The 489-nt window shown below is 44.0% G+C and carries 1 protein-coding gene; it reads left to right on the top strand.

The features are described 5' to 3' along the window. Window positions 1–293: DUF3299 domain-containing protein (locus AB4486_RS27425; protein WP_372119950.1), on the top strand; the 293-nt coding region annotated here is incomplete at its 5' end. Between the last annotated feature and the right edge of the window lie 196 nt (window positions 294–489).

Raw genomic sequence — 489 nt, 5'->3', positions numbered from 1 at the left:
ATGGCAGCAACGTCAAAATACCGGGTTTCGTGATTCCATTAGAAGGGGACTCAGAGTCAATCTCTGAGTTTCTTTTGGTTCCCTTTTATGGTGCGTGTATTCACGTTCCACCACCACCTCCAAACCAGATTATTTACGTCAAGTTTGAAGAAGGGACTCCAACTAAAGACCTTTGGGATATCGTTTACATCACAGGAACCTTGAAAACAGAAACAGTAATTTCTGATGACATAGGGGTCGAGTCAGGCTATTCCATTGAAGGTGCGAGCTTAGAGATATATAACAAAGTGTGATCTAGTAAAACTAGAGACTCTATAGGGCTGCGGGTGACCCAAACCAATGATCTGGTAGTGAACAACTAAGGAAAGAGCCATTTGGTTAGCCCGCACTTCACTAGACACTGCACTGGTTAGAAAATGTAGGCCAAATGGCTAGCCTTGAAGTGTGACAGACATGCATCCCGAATTGGAATGGGGCACTTTCGAGTTA

The organism is Vibrio sp. 10N.222.55.C6 (genome assembly GCF_041473395.1).
Taxonomy (GTDB): Bacteria; Pseudomonadota; Gammaproteobacteria; order Enterobacterales; family Vibrionaceae; genus Vibrio; species Vibrio crassostreae_C.
This window is presented reverse-complemented; position numbering and strand designations above follow the sequence as displayed.